This window comes from Lutibacter sp. (assembly GCF_041596795.1).
Lineage (GTDB): Bacteria > Bacteroidota > Bacteroidia > Flavobacteriales > Flavobacteriaceae > Lutibacter.
Map to the genome: position 1 here is coordinate 1 of NZ_JBFHHX010000240.1, position 2,937 is coordinate 2,937.

The window sequence follows — 2,937 nt, forward strand, 5'->3', positions numbered from 1 at the left end:
AGCAGCTTTTTGCTTATCATATTCATTGAGTTTTGTTTTCAGGAGCGCATTTAAATCTAATTTAGATTGCTGATAGTTTAATGAAGCTATTTCAGCATCTTTTTTGGCTGCCTGAGATTTACCTTGTTGTGCTCTAAAAAATAAAGGAATTTTAATACCTAGTTCAAAGCCTGAGAAGTTTTTAACACCCTCAATTTGCTGATTGAAATAACCTGCGGACAGGTCTGGAAGAAATTTTGCATTCTCTAATTTATGTTCTCTTTCTTTCACTGCTATTTCATTTTGAAGCGATAAAAGCATTGGATTATCTGAATTTTCTTCGGCAGAAGCTTCAAAAGGGATTTTTTCTAAATTTTTGTTTGAAATTTCAAAGGAAGCATCGCTATTCATTAATGATTGCAATTGCTTGGTTACACTTTTAATATCTAACTCTACATTAGATTTTAACAATCTAACGCCTTCTTTTTTACCTTCTGCAGCAATTTTCTCTATTAAATTTGTTTCTCCAAGTGCGTATTTTTTTTCAGCAATTAAGGCGAAATTTTCATACTCTTTTTCCAGATTAGCAATTAAATTAGACTTGTTTTTCACAAACCACAACTCTAAATAAGCTGCCCTTACAGCACTTTCTAACTTATTTTTTTCAACATTTAAATTGGTTTCACTTAGTTTAATTTTATCAGCTTGTAATTTAGCTTGCGTTCCATATAGTGTTGGAAATTTAAAATCTTGTGAAATACTTACATTATAATCTTGTTGAAGTCCGTTTAATTGTCCTTTTGTATAGGAAATTGCCGTTTTATCTAAATCAAAAGCTGATTTTTTTAAGTTTTGTTGTTTTTCAATTTCTAATTGAGCACCTTTTATTGTTGGATTGTTTTCCATTGCTATTTTAACAGCATCATCAATAGAAATAGTTATAGGAGCAGTTTGAGCATAGGTTTTATTTAGCGCCATACTTAACATCATTCCAACAATTAAAAGTGTTGTTTTTACATTTTTCATTTTAAGATTCGATTTTAAAGAAGTACCATTTTCAACAAAATAATATAGAATTGGTACTACTAAAAGGGTTAAAAGTGTTGAGGAAATTAAGCCACCTATAACAACAGTTGCTAGAGGGCGTTGTACTTCAGCGCCAGCAGATGCTGAAATTGCCATAGGTAAAAATCCCATAATAGCAGCTATTGCCGTAAGTAAAATAGGTCTTAATCTTTCTTCAGTAGCTGTAAGGATACGGAGTTTTAAGTCGGTCATTCCTTCTAATTTTAAACTATTAAATCTGCTTACTAAAACCAGTCCGTTTAAAACTGCCACACCAAACAATACAACAAAACCTACACCAGCTGAAATACTAAAAGGCATACCGCGTAAAAATAAACTTAAAATACCACCAATGGCTGCCAAAGGCACTGCCATATAAATCATAACTGCTTGTTTTATGGAATTTAAAGCAAAGTATAATAGTATAAATATTAAAAACAGTGCAATAGGAACCACAATAGAAAGTCGTTCTTTAGCTCTTACCAAATTTTCAAAAGACCCACCATATTCAATAAAATAACCTTCGGGTAATTTTAATTCTTTATCAAGTTTTAGTTGAATATCTCCTACCATAGATGCTACATCTCTTCCTCTCACATTTACACCTACGGAAACTCTCCTGTATGTATTGTCACGAGAAATTTGCATAGGACCCGGTTTGTAACTAATATTGGCTAACTCTTTTAAAGGTATTTGCGTATTTGTATTTGGAAGATCTACAAAAAGATTTTTTAAATCTTCAATACTTTCTCTGTTATTAGCAGCGAAACGAACTACTAGATCGAAACGTTTTTCTCCTTCAAAAATAATTCCTGCATTTGCTCCGGCAAAAGCCGTGCTAACATATCTATTTAATTTATCAATATTTAAACCGTATTTCGCTAATTTTTCACGTTGGTAAATTACTGTGATTTGTGGCAATCCTTCAGTAGCCTCGGCTCTTACATCGGCAGCCCCTTCAACAGTTTGAATAATTTTAGCCATTTCTTCAGCTTTTACCGCTAAAACGTCTAAATCATTTCCATAGAGTTTAATTGCTACATCTTCACGAACACCCGTCAATAATTCATTAAAACGCAATTCAACAGGTTGGCTAAATAAGAAATTAGCCCCCACAATTGCTTTTAATTTTTCTTGCATTAATTCAATTAGTTCTGCTTTATTATCTGCGGATGTCCATTTATTTACATCTTTTTCAAGAATGATAAAAGAGTCGGTAATATCCATAGGCATTGGATCTGTAGGGATTTCAGCAACACCAATTCGACCCACAACAGTTATCACTTCAGGAAAATTATTTTTGATAATATTTTCGACCTGATTAGATACTTTTATAGATTCGGATAATGAACTACCTGGTTTCATAATAATTTGCATTGCAATGTCTCCTTCATCTAATTTTGGAATAAATTCTCCTCCCATATTTGAAAAGATAAACACTGCGATTATAAATAAACCACCTGCAACTGCAATGGTAGTTTTTTTAAATTTTAAAGCACCTTGTATTAAAGGTTTATACACTTTAAAAAAAGCAGCCATTACTTTGTTACTAATATTGTTTAGCCAAGTTTCAGTACGAATAGCAAGATTGTTTTTGCCTTGTGGTGTTGGTTTCATAAATAAAGAAACCATTACAGGCACATAGGTTAAACACAATAACAAAGCACCTAAAACAGCAAATCCAAAGGTATATGCCATTGGAGTAAACATTTTACCTTCAACACCTGTTAAAAATAAAATTGGGGTAAATACAATTAGAATGATAAGTTGTCCGAAAAAAGCAGCATTCATCATCATACTACTCGATTTATAGGTTAACTCATCCATTTCAGCAGTAGTGATGTTGTTTTTGTTTTTCTTGAGGCGTTGCTCAATATGATGTACAGTTCCTTC

Annotated in this window: 1 protein-coding gene; it reads right to left on the bottom strand. The window is 32.2% G+C overall.

Annotated elements, in window-relative coordinates; all coding sequences use genetic code 11:
• Positions 1–2,937: CusA/CzcA family heavy metal efflux RND transporter (locus ABY298_RS15790; RefSeq protein ID WP_372747006.1), on the bottom strand; the 2,937-nt coding region annotated here is incomplete at both ends.